General features: G+C 74.4%; 5 protein-coding genes and 1 rRNA gene. 5 read left to right on the top strand and 1 reads right to left on the bottom strand.

All coding sequences use genetic code 11. The annotated features are described in order from the left end of the window. The first annotated feature begins 486 nt into the window (after positions 1–486). From ACFWIA_RS34865 to ACFWIA_RS34845, 5 genes are read left to right on the top strand one after another with little or no spacing between them, the layout of a single operon-like run. Entirely contained in the window at positions 487–1,815 is a 1,329-nt protein-coding gene (locus tag ACFWIA_RS34865) for a hypothetical protein (RefSeq protein WP_387011290.1), read from the top strand. A 5-nt stretch (positions 1,816–1,820) separates the two neighbouring features. Then, positions 1,821–2,558, top strand: a complete 738-nt coding sequence (locus ACFWIA_RS34860; protein ID WP_387011289.1) for a DUF4129 domain-containing protein — start codon at positions 1,821–1,823, stop codon at positions 2,556–2,558. Continuing rightward, positions 2,555–3,793, top strand: a complete 1,239-nt coding sequence (locus ACFWIA_RS34855; protein WP_387011288.1) for a DUF4350 domain-containing protein — start codon at positions 2,555–2,557, stop codon at positions 3,791–3,793. Before ACFWIA_RS34860 ends, ACFWIA_RS34855 begins: the two co-directional genes overlap by 4 nt. Beyond that, the gene (locus tag ACFWIA_RS34850; protein ID WP_387011287.1) at positions 3,793–4,782 is read left to right on the top strand and encodes an AAA family ATPase; all 990 of its coding nucleotides are present in this window, start codon (positions 3,793–3,795) and stop codon (positions 4,780–4,782) included. The genes ACFWIA_RS34855 and ACFWIA_RS34850 overlap by 1 nt, the downstream gene beginning before the upstream one ends. A gap of 11 nt (positions 4,783–4,793) precedes the next feature. Beyond that, entirely contained in the window at positions 4,794–6,104 is a 1,311-nt protein-coding gene (locus ACFWIA_RS34845; protein WP_387011286.1) for a DUF58 domain-containing protein, read from the top strand. A gap of 215 nt (positions 6,105–6,319) precedes the next feature. Here the strand turns inward: ACFWIA_RS34845 and rrf are convergent. Beyond that, a 5S ribosomal RNA gene (gene rrf, locus ACFWIA_RS34840) occupies positions 6,320–6,410 on the bottom strand; the annotation flags it as partial.

Here is a 6,410-nt window from a genome sequence, read left to right as displayed (position 1 = left end):
GAACGAGGGACGACGGGCCCGGACCGCAGCCCCGCACCCCGTCGCCCGTCGTTCGTTCGCGGTGCGCCCCCGCCATCCGGTGCGGCGCCCGGATCTCGGGCACCGTACGGGACGGACCGCTGCTCCCGCTCCGGGAACGGCCCCGTACGGCGTGCCGGGGCGGCTCCTGGTGGTGCGGGGGGCACCGCTCGGGGAACGGCGCCCACGGGCACCGTACGAACGCCGTGAGCGGATAGCTCCCCACCGCGTCCGTCACCGAACCGTCGGCCGGACGGCCGCCTCGCGCCGCCGCGGACGTCCCCGTTCCGCGGCCCGTGCTGATCGGCCATCCGCCCAGTCCGTCCCTTCCCCGTCCGACAGTGAAGGTCTACCGGTCACAGGGCGTCCGGTCCACCCGGTCCGCCCGGTCCACCCGGCAGCCCGTCGTGGCACGATGGCTGCTTCACCGCCCCCGCACCCGCGGACCGCGACGAACAAGGAGCGACGATGAACGACACTCCGGGCTGGGCCTCGCCCGGATCCGCCTCCTCCGACGGCGACGACCGCGGCGCCGGGCGCCCCGGCGAGCCCGCGGACGGTCCGACGGACGCAGCGGGTCCTGCCTCGAAGTGGTCGAAGGAGCAGCCGCCCGCCAGCGACTGGTCCGCTCCGAGCGCCGGCCAGGGCGGTCCGACCCAGACCCCGCCGCCGCAGGGTCAGCAGCCCGGCGGCGCCCCCGGCTGGGGCGGCCAGGGTCCCGCGGGCCCGGGCTGGGGCGGCCCCGGACCGGGCGGCGGCCCCGGCTGGGGAGCACCGGGCCAGCCGGGCCCCGGTTGGGGCTGGCAGGGGCGCCCGCACTTCGTGAAGCCCGGGGTGATCCCGCTGCGCCCGCTCGGCGTCGGCGAACTCCTCGACGGCACCGTCTCCACCATGCGCACCTACTGGCGCACGGTCCTCGGCATCGCACTGACCGTCTCCGTGGTCACCCAGGTCGTGGCCGTCCTGGCTCAGGGGTACCTCCTCAACGAGATAGACACGACCGCCCTGGACGACTCCAGCGCCTCCGTCGAGGAGGTCGGCGAGGCCCTGGTGGGCGTCTTCGCCAGCCTGGGCGCGATACTCGTGATCACCCTGCTCGGCACCATCTTCGCCACCGCCCTGCTGACGATGGTCACCAGCCGCGCGGTGCTCGGCAAGCCGGTGTCCACCGCCGAAGCGTGGGCGGACGCCCGGCCCCAGCTGCCCCGCCTCTTCGGGCTGACGCTGCTGCTGCTGGTGATCCCCGTCGGCATCGTCGGCATCGGGGTGACGCCCGGCATCCTCGTCTCCGTCAACGGCGGCAACGGAGTGGTGTTCGCCGTCCTCGGCGGTCTCGCCGCGCTCGGCGTCGCCATCTGGATGATGATCCGCCTGTCGCTCGCCTCGCCCGCCCTCATGCTGGAGAAGCAGGGCCTCGGCAAGTCGATGGGCCGCTCGTTGAAGCTGGTGCACGGCGCCTGGTGGCGGATCTTCGGCATCACCCTCCTCGCGGGCGTCCTGGCGAACATCCTCGCCTCGATCATCGCCATCCCGTTCACCGTCATCGCCGCGATCGTCGACGGCGGCGGCGCGTCCGGGCTCCTCAGCACCACCGGCGGCAGCTGGACGTTCCTCATCATCAGCGGGGTGGGCGCGGTCGTCGCCTCCACGTTGACGTTCCCCGTCACCGCCGGCATCACCGTGCTCCTCTACATCGACCAGCGCATCCGCCGCGAGGGCCTCGACCTCGAACTGGCACGCGCGGCGGGCGTACCCGACCAGGGCACCGCCACCGGCGGCCCCGCCCCGGGGCACTGACGCCCGTGGGCGCGACGGGGGGAACGCTCACCACCACGCCACCGGTGGGCGCACGGCGGGGCCTGCTCGCCGGCGACGACGCACCACCGCTGACGATCCCGCGCGACCCCGCACGGGAAGCCGCCGAGGACGAACTGTCCAGGCCCGTGTACCAGGAACACGCCCCGAGCCTGTTCCAACGGGCCCTGGACGCGTTCCTCGACTGGATCGACGACCTGTTCAGCGCCGCTCCCGGGGCCACCCCCGGCGGCGCCGCCGGACTGGTCGTCCTGCTGCTCTTCGTCGTCGCGCTCGTCGCCGCCCTGTGGTGGCGCCTGGGCTCCCCCACCCGTACGCCCGTCACCTCGGCGCCCCTCTTCGGCGAGGTGCCGCGCAGCGCCGCCGAACACCGGGCCGCCGCCGAGGCCCACGCCACCCGCGGCGACTGGAACCCGGCCCTCCAGGAACGGATGCGCGCCGTGGTCCGCTCCCTGGAGGAACGGGCGCTGCTCGACGCCCGGCCCGGTCGCACCGCCGACGAGGCCGCCGCCGAGGCGGGCCGCCCGCTGCCCGCCCACGCCGACCGGCTACGGGACGCCGCCCGCTCCTTCGACGACGTGACGTACGGCGGACGCACCACCGACGGCGCCGGGTACGCACGGCTCGCGGAACTCGACACCGAACTCCAGCGCACCCGACCCGTCCTCGCAGGCGCGGCCCCCGCCGGCCCCGACGCCGACCGGACCCGAGGGGGCGCCGCGTGACCCGGACCACGCCCCCGGCCACCCCGTCCACCTCTGCTTCCCTGACCGTCCGCCAGGTGTGGACCGGCTCCCGCGGACTGCTGATCGGTCTGGCGGTCCTCCTCGTCGCCGCCGTCACCATCGCCCTGGTGCGCTCCGGCGCCCAACGCGGACAGCTCGACCCCCGCTCCGCCGAACCCCTCGGCAGCCTCGCCGTCGCCGAACTCCTCGCCGACCGGGGCGTCGACACCCGGGTCGTCACCACCACCGACGAGGCCGTCGCCGCCACCGGCCCCGACACCACCCTGCTGGTGGCCGGCCCCGACCTGCTCGGCGAAGCCCAGCAGCAGCGCCTGCGCACCGCCACCGAACACTCCGGCGGACGCACCCTCCTGGTCGCCCCCGGCCCCTCCGCCAGCGTCCTCGCACCCGGCGTCACCGTCGACGTCTCCCCCAGCATCGACCGGACCCTCGACCCGGAGTGCGCACTGCCCGCCGCCGATCGCGCGGGCAACGCCGACACCGGCGGCCACCGCTACCGCGTCACCGCCCCCGACGCCCGGACCTGCTACCCGAGCGACGGCCTGCCCACCCTGATCAACCTCCCGAGCACCGCACCGAACGACCGGACCACGGAACCCACCGACGGGACGCCCGGCGAACGGAACGGGGACACCGTCGTCATCGGCGCCCCCGACCTCCTCCACAACGAGCGGCTCGACGAACACGGCAACGCCTCCCTCGCCCTGCAACTCCTCGGCTCCCGACCCCACCTGGTCTGGTACCTCCCCACGCTCTCCGACGACGCCCTCGGAGCCGGCGACCGCAGCTTCACCGACCTCGTCCCGTCCGGCTGGCGCTGGGCCACCCTCCAACTGGGCATCGCCATGGCCCTCGTCGCCCTGTGGCGGGCACGCCGACTCGGCCCCCTCGTCCCCGAACGCCTGCCCGTCGCGATCCGGGCCTCCGAAACCGCCGAAGGCCGCGCCCGCCTCTACCGCAAGGCCAACGCCCGCGACCGCGCCTCGGCCGCCCTCCGGTCCGCCACCCGCAGCCGCCTCGCCCCCCTCCTCGGCGTCCCGCCCACCCTCGCGCACACCCCCGCATCCCTGCTCCCCGCGCTGTCCGCCCGCACCGGACCGACCGCACCCGACCTGCACACCCTGCTCTTCGGGCCGCCCCCGGGCGACGACGCGGCCCTCCTCAAGCTCGCCGACCAACTCGACGCCCTCGAAAGAGAGGTACGCACTTCATGATGGACCCGACCACTGACAACGCCGGTACCACCGGAGATCCCCGCGACGCCCGAGCCTCCCTGGAGGCCCTGCGCACCGAGATCGCCAAGGCCGTGGTCGGTCAGGACTCCGCCGTCACCGGCCTGGTCGTCGCCCTGCTGTGCCGCGGCCACGTCCTCCTCGAAGGCGTCCCCGGCGTCGCCAAGACCCTCCTCGTCCGGGCGCTCGCCGCATCCCTGGAACTCGACACCAAACGCGTCCAGTTCACCCCCGACCTGATGCCGAGCGACATCACCGGCTCCCTCGTCTACGACGCCCGCAGCACCGAGTTCTCCTTCCAGCCCGGCCCCGTCTTCACGCACCTCCTCCTCGCCGACGAGATCAACCGCACCCCGCCGAAGACCCAGTCGGCCCTCCTCGAAGCCATGGAGGAACGCCAGGTCACCGTCGACGGCACCCCGCGCCCCCTCCCGGACCCGTTCCTCGTCGCCGCGACCCAGAACCCCGTCGAGTACGAGGGCACCTACCCGCTGCCCGAGGCCCAACTGGACCGCTTCCTACTGAAACTGACGGTCCCGCTGCCCGAACGGCAGGACGAGATCGACGTCCTGCGCCGCCACGCCGCCGGCTTCAACCCCCGCGACCTGCACGCCGCCGGCGTACGCCCCGTCGCCGACGCCGCCGCGCTGGAATCCGCCCGTGACGCCGTCGCCAAGACCTCCGTCTCCCCGGAGATCGCGGCCTACGTCGTCGACATCTGCCGCGCCACCCGCGACTCGCCGTCCCTGACCCTCGGGGCCTCCCCCCGCGGCGCCACGGCCCTCCTGTCGACGGCCCGCGCCTGGGCCTGGCTCACCGGCCGCGACTACGTCACCCCCGACGACGTGAAGGCACTGGCGCTGCCCACCCTGCGGCACCGGGTGCAGCTGCGTCCCGAAGCGGAGATGGAGGGCGTGACCGCGGACTCCGTCATCACCTCGATCCTCGCCCACGTCCCCGTACCCCGCTGAACCGAGGACCCATGGCCTTCACCGGACGCGCCGCCCTCCTGGCGGCCATCGGCACCCTGCCCGTCGGCCTCTGGGACCCGAGCTGGACGGGCGTCCTCGCCGTCAACACCCCGCTGGCGCTCGCCTGCGCCTGCGACTTCGCGCTCGCCGCCCCGGTGCGCCGCCTGGGGCTGACGCGCTCCGGGGACACCTCCGTACGCCTCGGCGACCCCGCGGAGGTCACCCTGACCGTCACCAACCCCAGCGGACGCCCGCTGCGCGCCCGGCTCCGCGACGCCTGGCCCCCGAGCACCTGGCGACCGGGCACCGAAACCGACGCGTCCCGGCACCGGCTCACCGTGCCGCCCGGCGAACGCCGCCGCGTCACCACCCGGTTGCTCCCCACCCGCCGAAGCGACCGCCGGGCCGACCGCGTCACCATCCGCTCGTACGGCCCCCTGGGCCTGTTCACCCGTCAGGGCTCCCACGAAGTGCCCTGGACGGTACGGGTACTGCCGCCGTTCCACAGCCGCAAGCACCTGCCGTCCAAACTGGCCCGACTACGCGAACTGGACGGCCGCACCAGTGTGCTGACCCGCGGTGAGGGCACCGAGTTCGACAGCCTCCGCGAGTACGTCCCCGGTGACGACACCCGCTCCATCGACTGGCGGGCGACCGCCCGGCACTCCTCCGTCGCGGTCCGCACCTGGCGTCCCGAACGCGACCGCCACATCCTGCTGGTCCTCGACACCGGACGCACCTCGGCGGGCCGCGTGGGCGACGCCCCCCGCCTGGACGCCTCCATGGACGCGGCGCTGCTCCTCGCCGCCCTCGCGTCCCGCGCGGGTGACCGCGTCGACCTGCTCGCCCACGACCGTCGGGTCCGCGCCCTCGTGCAGGGCAAGACCGGCGGAAAGCTGCTGCCGGCCCTGGTGAACGCCATGGCCACCCTGGAGCCGGAACTCGTCGAGACGGACGCCCGGGGCCTGACCGCGACCGCGTTGCGCTGCGCACCGCGCCGCTCGCTGATCGTGCTGCTGACGGGCCTGGACGCGGCACCGATCGAGGAGGGCCTGCTCCCGCTCCTCCCCCAGCTGACCCGACGCCACACCGTTCTGCTGGCCGCCGTGGCGGACCCGCACATCGCGGCCATGGCGAAGGCCCGGGGGACGGTGGACGCGGTGTACGAGGCCGCTGCGGCGGCGCAGGCCCAGGAGGAACGGCGACGGACGGCCGAGCGCCTGGGCCGTCACGGTGTGACCGTCGTCGACGCGACCCCCGACACCCTGGCCCCCGCGCTGGCGGACGCCTATCTGGCCCTGAAGGCGGCAGGCCGCCTCTGAGCCGTCGTACAGGAGTCGCAGGCCGCACCGCGCCGAGCGGGAGGAGTCGTGCGCACTCGACGTCACTGGTCCTCGGGTTCTGCGCGGTCGAAAGTGGCAGGGGCCGAAAATGACAGGGCCCTTCAGCAAGGCCCGGAAGTTCCGGAACGCAAAAAAGAGCTGTGGGCCCCGGAGGAATAACCCTCCAGAGCCCACAGCTCTCTTATTCAAGATTTGTTCGGCGGCGTCCTACTCTCCCACAGGGTCCCCCCTGCAGTACCATCGGCGCTGTGAGGCTTAGCTTCCGGGTTCGGAATGTAACCGGGC

This window comes from Streptomyces sp. NPDC127068 (assembly GCF_042724695.1).
In the GTDB taxonomy this organism is placed as follows: Bacteria; Actinomycetota; Actinomycetes; order Streptomycetales; family Streptomycetaceae; genus Streptomyces.
This window is presented reverse-complemented; position numbering and strand designations above follow the sequence as displayed.